Raw genomic sequence first — 17,038 nt, forward strand, 5'->3', positions numbered from 1 at the left:
CGTGGACGGTATCAGCCGCCCTTGAACATTAGCGGGCAACAACCCTTTCAATCGACCCTTTTCAAACTTTATGCGTCTGATCCGGCTCGCGGTGCATCAAACCAAATCGCACTCTGTAAGGGCATTTCAAACTTAATGCCGGGTCACAGTGATTCGGGTGCGGGTCACCGTAGGGGACGATCATGTCGACCATCGAGGCCCGGTGGAAGATCGGGCGCACCCTGCCATCGTCGTCATACGCGACCTGGTGCAGGACGAGCCCCTCTCGGGGAGTGAAGCCAACGCGAAACGACCAGCCCTGCCACTCGACGCGGTGATCGTCGACGACGAATCCCGGCCCCTCGGGCTGCGCGATCTCCAGCGGCTTTGTGCCGCAGCGCAGGCGATCGAGGAAACGCGGGGCGTAGTTGCCCGGCTCGGGCGGCAACGGCACGACGCCGGTGTCCTCAAGGTGGACGAGTTTCATCTCATTGAGGTCAAAAAGCGCCAGCACTCCTTCGACGGGATGCGCGTAGCCGTTCTCGCCTTCGCCACCGCGCACCCACGTAAGCGCGCGCACGAGCCGACGGCCCGCGTGGGCGGGATCGTCGCTGTGATACGAGCCGGCCGACCAGGGATCGATCATGAGCAGGCCGAAATCGGTGATGCCACGCCGGCGCATCGCATCCTGAAATCGCGGATCCTTGCGCAGCTCCTCCTCGCACTCGAAAAACTCATCCAGCATCACCGGCGGCTGCACTCCGGGCCGATGCACCCAGCCAGTGACGAGGCCCAGCCCGAGATCAACCGCCGCCTCGTAAGTCTGCGCGGTGGCATTGTCGAGCAGGATGGCGAAGGCTTCTCGCGGCATCGCCTCGCCGGCGAGCAGGGAGGCTTTGTCCGGCTCGCGGAGAGTGACCATTACGAAACGTGTCGTCGGCGTGACGTGACCCGACTCCCGCAGGATGGTGACGGCCTGCGCGATCTCCCCGGCACTGAGCGGCGTGAGCGGATGAACCGTTCTCATCTCAGAGGATCGCGGCCTCGGTCTCGGGAATGACCTGCCCGCCGTCCACGACGAGCGTCTGCGCGGTGATGAACTTTGCCTGCGGCGAAGCGAGGAACAGCGCCGCGTAGCCGATGTCCTCGACGTCGCCAAGTCGCTTCGCGGGAATGGCCTTCGACATCGCGGCGGAATACTCCGGTCCAAGCGCGGCAATCCCCTCGGTCACGATGTTTCCTGGCAGCACGGCATTCATCGTGATGCCGAACGGCGCAAGCTCGAGCGCGGCGGTGCGCATGAAGCCGAGCTGCGCGGCCTTTGTCGCGCCGTAGTGCGACCAGCCGGGATAGCCGGTGATCGGTCCCGTGATCGACGACGTGAGCACGATGCGACCGTAGGTTGCTTTCTTCATCTCGGCGGCGGCGGCCTTTACGCAGAACGCGGTGCTGCGAACATTCTGCGCCATGAGCGTGTCCCAGGATTCCTCGGTCATTTCCGCGAGCGTGCAGGATGGAAACGCGCCGGCGTTCGCGCAGAGGATATCGAGTTTTCCGAAGAGTTTCACCGCTTCGACGACGAGCTCCTCGCAGGTAGCCGCATTCGAGACATCGGCCGCGAAAAAAGCCGCGTCTCCGCCCTCGGCGCGAATCTCCGCAGCGCAGGCTTCGCCTTCCGTGACGGTGCGGGAAGCGATGAGGACACGCGCGCCGGCTGCCGCAAGCACCCGGGCGATGCCTTTTCCGATGCCCCTGCTTCCGCCGGTGACGATCGCCGAATGACCTTTGATCGAGATGCTCATGACGGCGGATCGTTCAGGCGGCGGCCTGCTTTGCCTCGGCGGTCGCCGCCTCGACGAGGAGTTTTTCGGCGAGGGCGCGTTTCGAGTCCGCGTCCATTTTTCTGATCTCGTTGTGAAGCACGCGCTCGTTGACATTCTGGTTCCAGTAATCGAGCGAGTCCATGCCGAGCAACGCGAGCTTGCCGACGAATTGGCGGAGCACCTCGTTCGTCGGCCCCATCACCCAGCCAGCCTTGCCGTCACGAAGCAGGCGCTCGAGCTGGAGATCCTTCTTGAAGCCAGTGCCGCCGCAGGCGTGCAACATCTTGTCGCAGACGTGCGCGACGTTTTTCGCCGCCTCGAACTTGATCTGCCAATACCACGGCAGATAACCGGCCCGCGGCAGGGCGCCGAGGTCCGCATGGAGCGACCAATCGCAGTCGTTCGAAACCTGGTCCATCAGGCGGCCCATCTGGAAGGTGAACGCGCGACAGGCATTTGTATCCATGATCGCTTCGCCGACGTAATCCTGGATCGTCGGGTAATCCGCGACGCGCATGCCAACGTCGACGTGCTTCTTCTTCGTCGTGTGGGCCTTCGCGATGTCGATCGCGCCGAGGGCGATTCCGTTCCAGCAGGCGGACGAGCAGAGCAGAAAAAATGGATCGACGATCTCGTCGTTCGACGCGGTGCCATCGCCCTTCGGGCCGATCATGCGCTCGAACGGCAGGGCGACGTCGGCGACCTCGAGGGTGCCGGATTGGTTGCCGCGCAGGCCGAGGGCATCCCACTTCGAAGGTTCGGCCCTGATCTCGTCCTTGAAGATGAGGAAGCACGAAAGATCGGCATAGTTGCCATCAAAATCGGGACTTGTCGTCTGAACGACATACCAGTCGGCAAAGCCCGCCGAGGTGGTCCACGACGCCTTTTTGCGGACCTTCCAGCCCTCGGGCGTGCGCTCGGCGCCGGAGGAAATCGGATACCAGAAATGCGAGCCGGTCTCGGGGTCGGAATACGAGAGCGTGCCGATGAGCACCTCGGCGTCGATCCGCGAAAGGAGATCCTGATAGAGCGGGCTCTCGTGCATGCGGAAGAGAAGCGCGGCGGTCGCTCCGAGGTGCATCACGTAGCACATCGCGGTGCTCGGGCAGCCGTAGCGCGCGATGGTTTCGACGACCGCGGCGGCAAACGTGTGGCTCTCGCCGAGCCCACCCAGATTCTTCGGAACGAACAGGCCGAGCAACCCGAGCGAGGCGAGCGCCTCGAAGTTCTTGCGCGGATAAACGAGGCCGGCGTCGCTCTCCAGGGCATTCGGCCGCAGCGTCGTCCCGCACAGCACGCGAAGCTGCGCGAGGAGCTCGCGCTGCCGCTCGGAAAGCAGCCAGTGCGGGTCGAACTGGTCGCTGAGGCCGTCGGCGATGGGGTCGATCATGGTTGTCCGTCCTCGTAGGGTTCCAGGAAATCGATGACCGTCTGCCGATAGCGCGAGAGGCCCTTGTAATCGGCGATCTCGGGGGGCAGCGACTGGAGCACGCGACGCAGGCGGTTCGCCCAGGCCGGGTTCGTGACGAGCTCTTCGAGGCTGATCAGATACGTGCGAATCTGAAACAGCAGGCCGTTGCTGCGCGGCAGGCGCGGGAGCACCTGCACTTCGACGCGCAGGTGCACCTTTTCGCCGACGTTCTCTGGCGTGATCGTCGTTCGGTCGATGCCCCACTGGTCGTAGGTCTCGCTCGACGTGTCCCAGCGCCGGCCGACCGTCATCGTCCAGTTGAAGCGCTGCCACGGCTCCTCCGGCGTGATGCGGAGCAGGAATTGCTTCGCCCGCTTGAAGACGCCGGCCTCGTGCGCCATCGGCACGGGGCCGTGCCATTCCTCGAACGACATGCCCATGTCGAACTTGAGCGACCAGTCGGCAGGAAAAGTGAGCATGCCGGCGTCGAGCCAGAGGTCGCCATCGCGCACGTCCAGCGCCACCCAGTCGCCCTGCGCCTGCCGGGCGATGTAATCGAGCGGCTCGCGCGGCAACGTGCGCGGATCACCGAAGGTGAAGGTGTCGCGCAGGCCGAGCAGGCGATTTTCCCACGTCCACAGGTCGCCGTCGCGCGTGAGCGAGAAGTGCTCCGGATAATCGGCGGCGTAGTGCTCCATGATGAGTTCGAGCACGTCCCACTGGTGCTCGATCATGTGGGGCAGCGAGAGGTAGCGGTCGGGATCCTGCTCGAGCACGAGGGCCCGCAGCTCCATCTCGGCGACGTAGTGCTCGTCGATGTCGAACCAATGCTCGTCGAACGCACCCGGCGCGCCCTGCCCGGCCTTCACGAGATTGACGGTGTATTCGTAGCTGTCGCCGGTGAACGGGAACGGAAATCGCGCAATGGCGACCGCGCTGTTGCGGAAGCGTTCCGCCATCGGCGGCGGTGGTGCGGAGGCGAGTTCGGAGTTCATAGGTCGAGGACGAGGTGGCCGTTTTTGGCCCGGGAGATGCAGGCGAGGATGCGGCGGTCGCCGGCGCGATCTTCGTCGGTCCAGCAATGGTCGCGGTGATCGACTTCTCCTTCGATGACAGCCACCTCGCACGTGCCGCAACCGCCGATCCGGCAGGAATACGGCACCGCGTGGCCGGCGGCATCAAGCGCGTCGAGCAGCGAACTTCCCCCCGAAACGGAGACATCCTGTCCGGAGCGCGCCAGCCGCGCGACAAACGGCCTCGTGGGCGCCTGCGGCCCGGCGGAAAACCGCTCGAAATGGACGTGATGGCGCGGCCAGCCAAGGGTGCGGGCGGCCGCGACCACGGCATCGATCAATCCTGCGGGACCACACACGTAGACATGCGCGCCCGTCACCTGCGCGCGGAGCAGGGCGACGAGGTCGGGACGCGCGCCGCGGCTCGTATCGTAACCGTGAAACCGGGGGCCGAGGCGCTCCCGCAATTCCGCGAGGAACGGGGCGTTCTCCGCGCCGCGATAGCAATCGTGCAACTCGAAGGAATGCCCCCAGCGCTGCAGCGACTCGATTTGCGAGAGGAACGGCGTGATGCCGATGCCGCCGGCGATGAGCAGATGATGCCGCCCCGTATTCGCGAGCGGGAACTGGTTCACCGGCGCCGCGATCTCAAGCCGCGAACCCTCGCGCACGGACTCGTGCAGGTAGGCCGAGCCGCCGCGCGAGGCCGGCTCGCGCTTCACCGCGATCTGGAAAAACGAACGCTCATAGGGCGAGCTCGTGAGCGAATACGAATTCCGCCTCGCCGCGCCGGCGTCCGGCAACATCACCCCAATGTGACTGCCACCCGAGAAGGCCGGCAGGGCTCCTCGCTCCGGCACGAGCGTGAACCGCCGCACGCCGGGCGTGAGTTCCTCCACGCGCCCCACTCGCACGGGTTGCGCCGTCATGCGAAGAGCTCCTCCGTTTCCGGAACGTCGCCCGGAGTTTCCGCATCGATGCGCACGCCGGCGAAGGCGACCATCAGCCGGGAAAAGTGGTCGCGCACCAGCAATGCCTGGCCGCAGCTCGCGCAGCGCACGGGATTCGTCGTGACGCCCGGCGTGATCGCCTTGCAATGCACGCAATACACCGACCGCGCCGCGCTGCCGGCCAACTCCGCCAGCATCTGCTCCCGACTCATCCCGCACCCGCGGCCCACGCGGCAGCATTCCCAGACGAACTGCTCGGGGCCGGCCACCGCGAGCACCGTCGAGGCCGGGCTGACGCGAAGTTCCTCCCCGAGGCGCAACAGCAACCCGGCCTGATCCGCCATCGCGACCGCTTCCAGAGGAGTCTCGCCGCCACCGTGCAGGCAGACCCATTCGCCGGAGAGAGGGAGCGCGCGCCCCACAGCACGCGCTCCCGATTCACCCCAACTCACCAAAACATGCCGCTCCGCGCCAGCCACCGGGGCGAGCGGCGCGTAGACCGGTTTGCTTCGCACCCAACCCATCGCATTTACCGAGGGCTCAGGCCGAAACGAGATCCGTCTTCCACCACGTGCGAACCTTCTCGGGAATCGGCGTGTCGACCAGGCCTTCGAAGCCGGGCAGGAACGACGGCTCCTTCGGCCGGTGGCCAAGGTAAACGGCGGTGCCGTCGCTCTCCGCGCAGAACATCACGAGATGCGGCGGGGTGAAAATGAAGACATCCCCCGGCTCGGCCTCGTATTTCACGCCATCCTCGTCGCGCACGACGATTTTGCCCGTCACGATCGTCTTCACCTCGAGGTATTCGTAGAAGAACGGGAAGTCGACCGATGGCCGCATCTCGAAGCGGCCCAGCGTGAGCGGCCGCGCCTCGCCGCTCACCGGCAGGTCGATGATGGAACTCTTCAACCCCGGGCACTGGTAACTTTTCTCCAGATCCACCATTTCGACAGATCCGTATTTGAGAAGCTGAATGCCAGGGGTGCTGGAAAGAAAGGTCGGCTCGGACATGATTATGAAGGATTTAAGGTCGATTCCACAAGCAACCGCAGTTGCACTTCAGGAAACAACGAAGCATCGGGCATGCCACCAGCCGACGGTTTTTATCCTTTGCGCGCGGGAACATTGGCACCGCCGCTGCTCTCTTCGACCTCGCCGGGTTGCCTGGGAGGCAACTCTTCGCCAAAAACTGGAAATCAGGGAAGGGAAGCCATGAAGAAGATCGAAGCCATCATCAAGCCATTCAAGCTCGATGAAGTGAAGGAGGCCGTCGCGAGCCTCGGAATCGAGGGAATGACGGTGACCGAGGTGCGTGGATTCGGCCGCCAGAAAGGGCAGACGGAAATCTACCGCGGGAGCGAATACTCGGTGGATTTCATGCCGAAGATCAAGGTGGAGGTCGTCGCTCCCGACGCCGTGGCCGACGACCTCGTTACGGCGATGGCCAGCGCCGCGAAGACGGGAAAAATCGGCGACGGAAAAATCTTCGTCTCCACCATCGACGCGGCGGTGCGCATCCGCACTGGCGAAACCGCCGAAGCGGCGGTTTAGGCCGCCGCCGGCTCGAGCGTGGGATAATCGAGATATCCCACTTCGGTTCCCCCGTAGAAAAGCTCAGGGCGAGGCTCGTTCAACGGCGCGCCGTCCGCGAACCGCCGGGGCAGATCGGGATTTGCGATGAACAGCTGGCCCCATGCCACGGCATCCGCGCCGCCGGACTCGATCGCAGCTTCCGCCGCGGCCTGCGTGAAAACCTGGTTCGCGATATACACGCCGCCGAACTGCCGCTTCAGCTCCGGGCCGAGCTCCGCGCCATCGTAGGCCTCTCTCGAGCAAATGAAGGCGATGCCGCGCCGGCCAAGCTCGCGCGCGACATGGCCGAAAGTCTCAGCCGGATTCTCGTCGCCCATGTCGTGCGAATCACCACGCGGCGCAAGATGCACGCCGACCCGATCCGTCCCCCAGACGGAGATCGCGGCATCCGTGGCCTCGAGCAGCAGACGGGCGCGATTCTCGACCGGGCCACCATAGTCGTCGGTGCGGTGATTGGTGCTCGTCTGGAGAAACTGATCGAGCAGATAGCCGTTGGCGCCGTGGATTTCCACGCCGTCGAAGCCGGCCCGCTTCGCGTTCTCGGCCCCGCGTCGATACGCCTCGACGATGCCTGGAATCTCCGCGCGCTCGAGCGCGCGCGGCGTCACAAAATCCTTCATCGGCCGGACGAGGCTGACATGGCCGGCCGGGCGGATGGCGCTGGGCGCAACGGGTGTCTGGCCATCGAGGTAGAGCGGATCCGAAATGCGGCCGACGTGCCAGAGCTGGAGCAGGATCGTGCCACCGGCCCCGTGAACGGCATCTGTCACCAGCCGCCAGCCCGCGACCTGCTCCTCGGACCAGATGCCCGGCGTGTCCGGATAGCCGACGCCCGTCGGGTCGACGCTCGTCGCCTCGCTGAGGATCATTCCCGCCGAGGCCCGCTGGCGATAATACTCGGCCATCATGGCATTCGGCACACGGCCGGCGCTGGCGCGGCAGCGGGTGAGCGGGGCCATGACCACGCGGTTCGAAAGATGGAAAGCACCGGCGCGAAGCGGGGTCTGCAGGATCGATGACATGGGAATTATTGTTCGGTTATTTTCGAACATCACCGCATTTTCCCGGGCGTCAAATTGGAATGGGCATTTTCGTCCGCGACTTCCGTGCTATGTTGGGAAGTTCGATGAAAAGCTACCGTCATCCCCCGCTCCGCTCCATCACGCTCCCCACCGTGATGCAGGCCCTGTCGGACCCCTGGCGGCTGAAAATCGTGCGTCAGTTGCTCGACGCGGGCGAGCGGGAGTTCACCTGCAGCGATTTCCCGATGGATGTGAGCAAGGCGACGCGCTCGCACCACTTTCAGGTGCTGCGCGAGGCCGGGCTGGTGCGGATGCGCAGTGCGGGAAATACCTGCCGCACGTCGCTCCGTCGCGAGGACGTCGACAAGCGGTTCCCCGGCCTGCTGGAGATCGTCGGGGCCGAAAAAGTCGGAAGCTAGGCGAGACCGACCGCCTTGCGCACGCGCGCCATCACCTTCCCGGCGATGGCGTTCGCCCTCTCCGCACCGGCGCGCAACACGTCGTCCACGAAGGCGGGATCGGCGACGATCTCGGCCCGACGCTCGCGCATCGGCGCGAAATAATCCCACGTCGCGGCGAACAGCGTCTTCTTGAAATCGCCGTAGCCCGTGCCGCCAGCCTGGAAAGCCGCGACCATTGCCGCGTAATCCGAATCCGACGCGACCAGCTTGTAAAGCGCGAGGATGACGGAGTCGTCGGTCGGTTTCGGCGCCTCGACCGGCGTCGAATCCGTCTGAATGCCCATGATCTTTTTGCGGAGCGGCTTCTCCTCCGTGAAAATCTCGATCGTGTTGTCGTAACTCTTGCTCATCTTCGCGCCGTCGAGGCCGGGCACCGTCGCGGTGTCGGCGCGAATGCTCGGCTCGGGCAGCTTGAAAACATCGCCGTAGAGCTCGTTGATCTTGATCGCGATGTCGCGCGTGACCTCGAGGTGTTGCTTCTGATCCTTGCCGACCGGCACGAGATCGCTGTCGTAGAGGAGGATGTCCGCCGCCATCAGCACGGGATACGCGAAGAGCCCGTGCGAAGCCCCGAAGCCACGCGCCGTCTTGTCCTTGTAGGAATGGCAACGCTCGAGCAGGCCCATCGGGGTGACCGTGCTGAGGATCCACGCCAGCTCGGTGACGGCTTTCACGTCGGACTGCCGGAAAAAGCACGCCCGCGCCGGGTCGAGGCCGCAGGCCAGAAAATCGATCGCGAGTTCGCGGGAATGCGCCCGGAGCGCCGCCGGGTCGCGAACCGTGGTGAGAGCGTGATAATCCGCAATAAAGTAAAAGGCTTCTCCCTGATCCTGCAGCTCGATGGCAGGGCGCATCATCCCGAAGTAGTTTCCGAGATGGAGTTTTCCCGAGGGTTGAATGCCGGACAAAATACGCATGGCGACTGAGGAATTAATCACAGTGCCCAAAGGCGGCACAGGGGAAAGTCCCGCCGCCCGCGTAGAGGCCTGGTTTGCTGCCCGGGGCTGGGAAATCTTTTCCTTCCAGCGCGAGGTGTGGGACGCGTTCGCTCGCGGAGAATCCGGCCTTCTCCATTGCACGACGGGCGCAGGCAAGACCTATGCCGTGTGGTTCGCCGCGCTGAGGGACGCCCTCGCGGAGCCCGGCGCCGGTCTGCAGGTGCTGTGGATCACGCCGTTGCGCGCGCTCGCCGCGGATACCGAGGCCGCTCTCGCTGCTCCGCTCGAAGAGCTTGGCCTGTCGTGGACCGTCGCCCGTCGCACCGGCGACACCTCGAGCCACCAGCGCCGCAGGATTCTCGAACGCCCTCCCCACGCACTCGTCACCACGCCGGAGAGCCTCGCGCTGCTTCTCAGCCAGCCGGCCTTCCTGCCGCACTTCACTTCGTTGCGGCTGGTCGTGGTGGACGAATGGCACGAGCTACTCTCGACCAAGCGCGGCGTGCTCACGGAGCTGGGACTCGCCCGGCTGCGAAGCCTCGCGCCCGCCGCTCCCGTGTGGGGACTTTCCGCAACGCTCGGGAATACCGAGGAAGCCGCCGCGACCCTTGGCGGCGTCAGCCGTCCGATGCGGATCGTTCGCGGAAGAACGCCGAAACGCGTGCAGATCGAGACGCTCCTTCCGCCGGCGGACAGGCATTTTCCCTGGGGCGGCCACCTCGGCCTGCATCTCCTCCCGCAGGTCGCCAAACGGCTGCGCGCGAATCGCACGAGCATCGTTTTCACGAACACGCGCTCTCAGGCGGAGCTATGGTATCGCGCCCTCGTCGAGGCGATGCCCGACATTCCGCTGGGACTCCATCACGGCTCGCTGTCCGACGAAGTTCGCCACGCGGCCGAGGAGGGATTGCGCACCGGATCGCTGCGGGCCGTCGTCTCGACCTCCAGCCTCGACCTCGGTGTGGACTTCGCGCCCGTCGACGGCGTCTTTCAGATCGGCAGCCCGAAAGGCGTGGCCCGCTTGCTCCAGCGTGCCGGCCGCAGCGGCCACCAACCCGGCGCGGAGAGCGCCATCTTCTGCGTGCCGGCAAATACCTTCGAACTCGTGGAAATCGCCGCAGCTCGCGACCTCGCCGCCGCCGGCACCGTGGAATCGCGCGCGCCCTTGCGCGCGCCGCTCGACGTCCTTTGTCAGCACATCGTCACCGTTGCCGCCGCGGGCGGATTCCGCGCCGACGCGCTGTTCCGCGAGGTCCGCACCAGCCATGCCTACCGTGATCTCGCGGAGGACGAATGGCGCTGGGCGCTGGAATTTGCGGCGACCGGTGGAGAAACGCTGCGGGCTTATCCCGAGTTTGCGCGGCTCGTGCAGACGGACGGACTCTACGCTCTCCGCGAGGAACGCGTCGCGAAGCAGCACCGGATGAATATTGGCACGATCACGAGCGACGCCTCGGTCACGGTCGCCTTCCAAAACGGCGCGCGCCTCGGCTCCATCGAGGAATCCTTCATCGCAAAGCTGCGGCCCGGCGATCGCTTCCTCTTCGGCGGCCGGAATCTCGAACTCGTCCGCGTGCGCGATCTGCGCGCGATCGTTCGTCTTGGCGGCAAACGCCCCACGACCGTTCCGCGCTGGATGGGCGGCAAGATGCCGCTCTCGAGCTGCCTCTCCCTCGGCGTGCGCCGCCGCCTCGACGCGGTCGAACGAAACGCGCCCGCCGATACCGAGGAAATGCGCCGCCTCGCCCCGATTCTCGCCGTGCAGAAGCGACTCTCCCGCGTTCCCGCCGCCGGCGAACTCCTCATCGAGCGTCTGCGCACCCGCGAAGGCCACCACATCTTCTTCTATCCACTCGAGGGACGCCTCGTGCACGAGGGACTCGCCGCGCTCTTCGCGTTTCGCATCGCCCGTCGCGAACCGCTTACTTTCTCCCTCGCCGTGAACGACTACGGATTCGAGCTGCTCTCGGCAAAGCCCGCCCCGCTGGAGGACGCCCTCACCGGAGGCCTCTTCGCGGAGGAAAATCTGCTCGCCGACATCCTCGGCAGCATTCATTCCGCCGAGATGGCTCGCCGCCGTTTCCGGGAGATCGCCCGCGTCGCCGGCCTTGTGAACGAAGGCGTCGGCCGCGCCCGCAAATCCGCCCGGCAGCTTACGATTTCCTCGTCGCTGCTTTACGACGTCTTCGCCAGATACGATCCCGGGAACCGCCTCCTCGCCCAGGCCACGCACGAAGTCATGGAGAGCGAGCTCGAGCAGACCCGTCTCCGCGAGACTCTCGCCCAGCTCCGCGAGCGCGCCCTGGTGATCGTCGACGCCGAAGCGCCCACCCCCTTCGCTTATCCACTCTTCGTTGCCCGGTTTCGCGAACAATTATCCACCGAGGAGCTCGCGACGCGCGTGTCCCGCATGGAGGCCGCCATGGAAAAGGTGGTCGCATCATGATCGTCGACCTCGCCGGCGAATCCGTCACCCTCGACGCGGACCGCGCCCTCGTCTGGCGCGACATCGTCGTCGTGGCCGATCCGCATTTCGGCAAGGACGCATCTGCGCGCGCCCACTCCATTGGGATCCCACCCGGCACCACGAGTGATGATCTGGTGCGGCTCGACGCCCTGCTCGCTCGGCACACCGCCCGAGAACTCTGGCTGCTCGGCGACGTCTTCGACTCCGAATTCGCCAGCGAACCCGCAACCATCGACGCCCTTGCCGCATGGAGGACGAGGCACGACCGCATCGCGATGCGCATGGTCGCGGGAAACCACGATCGCCGCGCCCTTGCGCTGACGGAAGCCGCTGGATTCGAGCTGCTACCGGACCTTGCCGCGATCGGTCCGTGGCGACTTTCCCATCACCCGCAGGAGGCCCCGGCCGGGCACGTGCTGTGCGGTCACATTCACCCCGGTCTGCTGCTGAAAGGCCCCGGTCGCGAGCGGCTACGACTCCCCGCATTCATCCTCGGAACTCGCCGCAGCATCCTGCCGGCCTTCGGAGGAATGACGGGGCTCGCCTCCTGTGAACTCAAAAAAGATGAACGCGGATTCGTCATCGCCGGTCGAATACTAGGTCCGCTTCACACGTCTTGGACGTAGATTCTAGGGGAGGACATTATGAACGAGACTTTGCTCATCGCGGCGCTGGCCTTCACTCCGCTCACGGCAGTGACCGCCACGAACGCCCGCCGCACAACCGATCACCTGCGCCTGGGGCAGCGCGAAATTCGCGTGGAATTCTTCGCGCCGCACGACGCGCCCGCCTCGCGCACCGTCCTGCTGTTCCACGGAGTCGGCGGCCTGCTCGGGGATGGCGCACTCATGCGCCGGACGGCGCGCGCCCTCGTGGCCATGGGCTTCCGGGCCGGCATCGTCCACTACTTCAACGCCACCGGCACGCTCTTCGCAACACACGCAAATGTCCGTGATCATGCCGGCGACTGGCGGACCGCCATCGAGTTCGTTGCCCGGCACTACGCGGCCGAGGACGGCGCCCCGGTGGGCCTCTTCGGGTATTCGCTGGGCGGCTTTCTCGCCGTCGGCGCCGCGCCGGAGCTGCCGCAGGTCGGCGGCATCGTCGTGCTGGCGGGAGGGATTCTTTCCGAACACGAGTCCGCCGTGCCCGGTCACCTGCCGCCGCTGCTCATCCTGCACGGCGGGGCGGACACCCGCGTGCCGCCGGAACGAGCCGAAGCCCTCGCCCGCCTCGGGCGACTGGCCGGCGCGCCGGTCGAGGCCGTGATTTATGCCGGAGAAGGCCACACGTTCAGCACGCGGGCGGAACGCGATGCCCTCGAGCGGAGTGGCCGGTTCTTCGCCGAGCGGCTTCAAGCTGGCGCCGGGCGCTGATTTTGGCTACCCCTTCCAGCCAGCCTACGGGGGTATAGCTCAATGGTCAGAGCAGCCGGCTCATAACTGGTTGGTTCTCGGTTCGAATCCGTGTGCCCCCAATTTTTTCATTTGGTCGCGGGTTGAGCGCATCCGGGAAGCGCAGTAGAAACTTCGGCGATGATCTCCTTCCTCCGCTGGTTCGGCCGCGTGGTGTTTGCGCTGCTCGTGGTGGTGCTGCTCGCCGGCATCTACGTCGCGGTGCAGTTCGAGGATTGGAAGAAGGGCCGCCTTGCCGAGCTCGACGCCGGCTCGAAGATCGTCGCCACCGCCGCTGGCGACGTCGAATACGCCGAGCGCGGCGCCGGCCCGCCCGTGCTCGTGATTCACGGCGCTCCGGGCGGCTACGACCAGGCCCTGCTCATCGGCGACACCCTCGCGAAGGATGGCTTTCGCGTGATCGCGCCCTCCCGCCCCGGCTTCCTGCGCACGCCGTTTACGACGGGTTTTCTTTTCGAAGACCAGGCCGACGCCCTCGCCGCGCTGCTCGACACGCTCCAGGTGCCACGCGTCGCCGTGCTCGGCTTTTCGACCGGATCGCCGGTCGCGGTGCAGTTCGCCCTCCGCCATCCGGACCGCACTTCCGCCCTTGCCCTCCTTTCTCCGGTCGCGGTGATCTACGATCGCGCGTTTCCCCACGAGCCGAGCCCTCTCCTTTCCGAGGCCGCCCTCCTGAACACCACCGGCGACATGGGCTCGTGGTTCTTTCTCGAGCAAATGCGTCGCGACCCGCGCTGGATGCTCGACGCCACGTTCTCGGTCGACACCGACCTCGGCCCCGCCGCCCGCGGCCGCCTCGTCGACTTTGTCCTCGGCAACCCGTCGCAACTCACCTTCCTCCGCGGCCTGCTGAACTCCCAGGCCCCGTTGAGTCTCCGCGAAAGCGGCACCCGTAACGACATCCTTCAGCTGCGGAGAATGTCGCCGGTGCCCTACGACAAACTCACCGTCCCCACGCTTGTCGTCACCGGCAGCGCCGACGGCGGCCGAAAGTGGGTCGACCCGAAGGCCATCACCACCGCCCTTCCCTCGGCGAGGACTCTTGCCGTTGCCGACGCCGGCCACCTTGTCTGGTTCGGCCCGAACGCCGCCGCGGCCCAACAGGCCGTCGTCGATTTCCTCAAAGCCCCGCCGCCGCTACCGACCCCCACGCCCCCGCCGGCATCATCTCCGACCCCGGCGTCGCCCGCACCCTGACCCCATGGATTTCTTCGAAAGCCAGGCCCGCGCCCATCGGAAGACCAAGTGGCTGCTCGTCTATTTCGGGCTCGCTGTCCTTGGCATCATCGCGACGCTTCAGGCGATCGCCGCCTACACGACCAGCGAATCGTTCTTCGATCCCGGCCTGCTCGGCCTCGTTTCTCTCGGAGTCATCGCCGTCGTCTCCCTCGGCGCCACGTATCGCATCGCCGAACTTTCCCGCGGGGGCGGCGGGGTCGTCGCGCTGATGCTTGGCGGCCGCCAGCTCGCCCCCACCACCGCGGATTTCCGCGAGCAACAGCTCCGTAACGTCGTCGAAGAGATGTCTCTCGCCTCGGGCGTGCCGGTGCCGGACATCTACGTGCTCGACGACGAGACCGCGATCAACGCCTTCGCCGCCGGCAACACGCCCGGTGACGCCGTCGTCGCCGTCACGCGCGGCACGCTCGAGAAGCTCGACCGCGACCAGCTCCAGGGCGTCGTTGCCCACGAGTTCAGCCACATCCTCAACGGCGACATGAAGCTGAACATCCGCCTCATGGGCGTGCTCAACGGCATCCTGCTTCTCGCCATCCTCGGTCGCATCATTTTTGAAATCAGCGCCCGCGCCGGCGCCGGCAGCCGGCGCGACGACGACGGCAAATCCCGCCTGCCGCTGTTCGCCATTGGCGCCGCGCTCTGGCTCGTCGGCTCGATCGGCGTTTTCTTCGCGAACCTCATCAAGGCCGCCGTCAGCCGCCAGCGGGAATTTCTCGCCGATGCCTCCGCCGTGCAGTTCACCCGCAATCCCGACGGCATCGCCGGCGCCCTCTGGAAGATCGGGCAGGATGGCTCGAAGCTGGACTCCGCCCGCGCGAACGAAGCCAGTCACATGTTTTTCGGCAACGGTCTCGCGAAGCCGCACTTCGACCTGTTTGCGACGCATCCGCCGCTCGAGGAGCGGATCAAGGCCATCGATCCCGGCTTCGACTCCGGCTCCATTCGCGAATCCACGCCACCCCCGCTCGAGCCATCGGCTCGCCCCACCCGGGACAACATCGCGGTCGCCACGGCCGTGCTCGCTGCCCTTCCCACCTTTGCCCGCGATGGCGCCCGGGAGACCGCCAGCGCCGTCCCGCTGATCTACGCCCTGCTTCTCAGCAACGACGGCGCCACCCGCGAACGCCAGCTTGCCGCGATCGAGCTCCGCGCCGAGGAACGCGCCGAAGTCGATCGCGACATCCGCCGCGCGGGCGACATTCGCGACGCCCTCGCCGTAATGGATCTCTGCCTGCCCGCCCTCCGCAACCTTTCCTCCACGCAATACGCGACCTTCCGCGAGAACGTCCGCCGCCTGGTCGCCTGCGACGGCAAGGTCGACCTCTTCGAGTTCGTCATGCACCAGGCCCTCGTGCGCCACGTCGATCACTTCTTCACGAAAAGCGCCGGCCCCACAGTGCGCTACCGTTCCCCGGTCCCGCTCCTTCCCGACATTTCCGTCGTGCTCTCCGCGCTCGCGTGGTTTACCGACGAGGCCCCCGCCACTCGCGACGCCGCCTACGCCGCCGGCGTGGCCGCCCTCATGCTCAAGCCGGAGGCCTTCCCCATGGCGCGCACGGATGCCTGCGACTTCCCGGCCGTCGAAACGGCGCTCGAGCACCTCGCCGAGGCCGATCCGCCGACGAAACAGAAAATCTTCAACGCCTGCGCCCAGGCCGTCCGGCACGACGGGGTCGTTCGTCCCCGCGAGGCCGCCCTCCTGCGCGCCGTCGCGGACGTGCTCGGCTGCCCGTTGCCCGTGCTCAATCACCTCGATCCGGAGAACGTCGCGTGAACGGTCGCCTGGTCACTCCCGCTCAGCTCGACGCCTTCACCGCCGAGCACACGACCGCCCATCGCTTCTGGACCGGCGCCGACGGCTGGGTCGAGCGGTTCGACGCCGACTACCTCGTGAGCGCCACCGACGACGGCGCTCGCATTGCCGCCGCCCTGCCCGACTGGCTCGCCGCCGTAGGCCTCACCGCGCGTCGCACTTTCGTCCGCCGGCTCGTCAAGCAGCCCGGCGAAGACGACAAGCCCCGCCTGCTCGCCGGACCGGAGCTTCCGCCGGAAGCGATCGTGACCGAGCGCGGCCTGCGGTTCGCCATCGACTTCTCCGCCGGCTACTCCGTCGGCCTCTTCTGCGACCAGCGCGCGAATCGCGCCTTCCTCGAATCGCTTCGCCCGAAGCGCGTGCTGAACTGCTTTGCCTACACCTGCGCCTTCTCCGCCGCCGCCGCCCGCGTCGGCGCCGAGACCCTCAGCCTCGATCTGTCGCGAAGATCCCTCGACCGCGGCCGTGCCAATCTCGCACTCAACGACCTTTCCGGCGACGGCCATCGCTTCCTCGCCGACGACGTCTTCGCCGTGCTTCCGCGACTGGCTCGGCGCGGGGAGAAGTTCGATGCGATCATCCTCGATCCGCCCACGTTTTCCCGCGGCGCAAAGGGCCACGTCTTCCGCGCCGAACGCGACCTCGGCAGCCTCCTCGCGCAGGCCCTCGCCCTCGCGACCCCCGGCGCCCACGTCCTCCTCTCGACGAACGCCCGGGAGCTCGATGTCGCCGCCCTCGCGGATCTGGCCCGGGGCTTGGAGACATTTGCCGTGCGGCCGCCGGACGAATACCCGCCCGGCGCGGCCTCGGCGACGTTATGGATCACCGCGCCGATTTGAGCCGCTCGCGCAGCCGCACGATCTCCGACCGGCGCAGCGCGTAGCCGCACTGGCGCACGCATTAGCTCAAGACGC

At 66.3% G+C, this 17,038-nt stretch carries 17 protein-coding genes and 1 tRNA gene; 9 read left to right on the forward strand and 9 right to left on the reverse strand.

Translation table 11 applies throughout. The features are described from left to right. Positions 1 to 61 precede the first annotated feature (61 nt). From VIM61_00695 to VIM61_00725, 7 genes are read right to left on the reverse strand one after another with little or no spacing between them, the layout of a single operon-like run. On the reverse strand, positions 62 to 1,006 hold the full coding sequence (locus tag VIM61_00695; GenBank protein ID HEY8898920.1) for a hypothetical protein: 945 nt from the start codon (positions 1,004 to 1,006) through the stop codon (positions 62 to 64). A gap of 1 nt (position 1,007) precedes the next feature. After that, on the reverse strand, positions 1,008 to 1,781 hold the full coding sequence (gene fabG / locus VIM61_00700) for a 3-oxoacyl-ACP reductase FabG (GenBank protein HEY8898921.1): 774 nt from the start codon (positions 1,779 to 1,781) through the stop codon (positions 1,008 to 1,010). A 13-nt stretch (positions 1,782 to 1,794) separates the two neighbouring features. Next, positions 1,795 to 3,192: an acyl-CoA dehydrogenase family protein gene (locus VIM61_00705; protein ID HEY8898922.1), complete on the reverse strand. Its 1,398-nt coding sequence runs from the start codon at positions 3,190 to 3,192 to the stop codon at positions 1,795 to 1,797. Continuing rightward, positions 3,189 to 4,208 carry a DUF3445 domain-containing protein gene (locus VIM61_00710; protein HEY8898923.1) on the reverse strand — a complete coding sequence of 340 codons (1,020 nt, stop codon included), beginning with the start codon at positions 4,206 to 4,208 and terminating at the stop codon, positions 3,189 to 3,191. Before VIM61_00710 ends, VIM61_00705 begins: the two co-directional genes overlap by 4 nt. Beyond that, complete coding sequence (locus tag VIM61_00715; GenBank protein ID HEY8898924.1) at positions 4,205 to 5,155, reverse strand: PDR/VanB family oxidoreductase; 951 nt, start codon at positions 5,153 to 5,155, stop codon at positions 4,205 to 4,207. Before VIM61_00715 ends, VIM61_00710 begins: the two co-directional genes overlap by 4 nt. After that, positions 5,152 to 5,691, reverse strand: a complete 540-nt coding sequence (locus VIM61_00720; GenBank protein HEY8898925.1) for a dimethylamine monooxygenase subunit DmmA family protein — start codon at positions 5,689 to 5,691, stop codon at positions 5,152 to 5,154. Before VIM61_00720 ends, VIM61_00715 begins: the two co-directional genes overlap by 4 nt. Before the next feature lie 25 nt (positions 5,692 to 5,716). Next, on the reverse strand, positions 5,717 to 6,187 hold the full coding sequence (locus VIM61_00725) for a hypothetical protein (GenBank protein ID HEY8898926.1): 471 nt from the start codon (positions 6,185 to 6,187) through the stop codon (positions 5,717 to 5,719). A gap of 201 nt (positions 6,188 to 6,388) precedes the next feature. Here VIM61_00725 and VIM61_00730 point away from each other — a divergent pair, with 201 nt between their 5' ends. After that, on the forward strand, positions 6,389 to 6,727 hold the full coding sequence (locus tag VIM61_00730; GenBank protein ID HEY8898927.1) for a P-II family nitrogen regulator: 339 nt from the start codon (positions 6,389 to 6,391) through the stop codon (positions 6,725 to 6,727). On the opposite strand, the gene VIM61_00735 is transcribed toward VIM61_00730, so the two are convergent. Beyond that, positions 6,724 to 7,791 (reverse strand): alkene reductase, encoded by a 1,068-nt coding sequence (locus VIM61_00735; protein HEY8898928.1) that lies wholly within the window; start codon positions 7,789 to 7,791, stop codon positions 6,724 to 6,726. The genes VIM61_00730 and VIM61_00735 overlap by 4 nt on opposite strands. Before the next feature lie 104 nt (positions 7,792 to 7,895). Here VIM61_00735 and VIM61_00740 point away from each other — a divergent pair, with 104 nt between their 5' ends. Continuing rightward, a complete protein-coding gene (locus VIM61_00740) occupies positions 7,896 to 8,210 on the forward strand; it encodes a helix-turn-helix transcriptional regulator (GenBank protein ID HEY8898929.1) in 315 nt (104 codons plus the stop codon). Here the strand turns inward: VIM61_00740 and trpS are convergent. After that, positions 8,207 to 9,169, reverse strand: a complete 963-nt coding sequence (gene trpS, locus VIM61_00745) for a tryptophan--tRNA ligase (protein ID HEY8898930.1) — start codon at positions 9,167 to 9,169, stop codon at positions 8,207 to 8,209. The genes VIM61_00740 and trpS overlap by 4 nt on opposite strands. 22 nt (positions 9,170 to 9,191) lie before the next feature. Between trpS and VIM61_00750 the strand changes: the two genes are divergently transcribed. The 7 genes from VIM61_00750 (at position 9,192) to VIM61_00780 (ending at position 16,963) form a co-directional block, all read left to right on the forward strand. Continuing rightward, on the forward strand, positions 9,192 to 11,636 hold the full coding sequence (locus tag VIM61_00750; protein ID HEY8898931.1) for a ligase-associated DNA damage response DEXH box helicase: 2,445 nt from the start codon (positions 9,192 to 9,194) through the stop codon (positions 11,634 to 11,636). Beyond that, positions 11,633 to 12,283 (forward strand): ligase-associated DNA damage response endonuclease PdeM, encoded by a 651-nt coding sequence (gene pdeM / locus VIM61_00755; GenBank protein ID HEY8898932.1) that lies wholly within the window; start codon positions 11,633 to 11,635, stop codon positions 12,281 to 12,283. Before VIM61_00750 ends, pdeM begins: the two co-directional genes overlap by 4 nt. Before the next feature lie 18 nt (positions 12,284 to 12,301). Then, positions 12,302 to 13,033 (forward strand): dienelactone hydrolase family protein, encoded by a 732-nt coding sequence (locus VIM61_00760; GenBank protein HEY8898933.1) that lies wholly within the window; start codon positions 12,302 to 12,304, stop codon positions 13,031 to 13,033. A 28-nt stretch (positions 13,034 to 13,061) separates the two neighbouring features. Next, positions 13,062 to 13,134: transfer RNA gene (locus VIM61_00765), tRNA-Ile, on the forward strand. 58 nt (positions 13,135 to 13,192) lie between these two features. After that, positions 13,193 to 14,269 (forward strand): alpha/beta hydrolase, encoded by a 1,077-nt coding sequence (locus VIM61_00770; GenBank protein ID HEY8898934.1) that lies wholly within the window; start codon positions 13,193 to 13,195, stop codon positions 14,267 to 14,269. Between the two features lie 4 nt (positions 14,270 to 14,273). Then, a complete protein-coding gene (locus VIM61_00775) occupies positions 14,274 to 16,085 on the forward strand; it encodes a M48 family metallopeptidase (GenBank protein HEY8898935.1) in 1,812 nt (603 codons plus the stop codon). Further along, positions 16,082 to 16,963: a class I SAM-dependent methyltransferase gene (locus tag VIM61_00780; protein ID HEY8898936.1), complete on the forward strand. Its 882-nt coding sequence runs from the start codon at positions 16,082 to 16,084 to the stop codon at positions 16,961 to 16,963. Before VIM61_00775 ends, VIM61_00780 begins: the two co-directional genes overlap by 4 nt. The last annotated feature ends 75 nt before the right edge of the window (positions 16,964 to 17,038 follow it).

The sequence above is a fragment of the Chthoniobacterales bacterium genome (assembly GCA_036569045.1).
Classification (GTDB): domain Bacteria; phylum Verrucomicrobiota; class Verrucomicrobiia; order Chthoniobacterales; family JAATET01; genus JAATET01.